At 36.8% G+C, this 239-nt stretch carries 1 protein-coding gene; it reads left to right on the forward strand.

What is annotated here, in order from left to right; all coding sequences use genetic code 11:
- Nucleotides 1-168: DNA-directed RNA polymerase subunit alpha C-terminal domain-containing protein (locus AC2FA3_RS15615; RefSeq protein WP_490510394.1), on the forward strand; the 168-nt coding region annotated here is incomplete at its 5' end.
- Nucleotides 169-239 lie beyond the last annotated feature (71 nt).

Below are 239 nucleotides of genomic sequence, written 5' to 3' on the forward strand. Positions count from 1 at the left end.
GTACGTTCTTACAACTGCTTGAAGAGAGCTGAAATCAACACTGTTGCAGATTTAATGCAAAAGAGTGAAGATGATATGATTAAAGTTAGAAACCTTGGTCGTAAATCTCTTGAAGAAGTTAAGAAAAAATTACAGGAATTAGGATTAACACTCGCTGAAAAAGAATAACAGGAAAGGACAGGCTGCTAATGGGCTACAGTAAATTAGGACGCAACTCCAGTGCACGTAAAGCTTTATTC

This window comes from Janibacter sp. CoH_79_TC_3 (assembly GCF_058197955.1).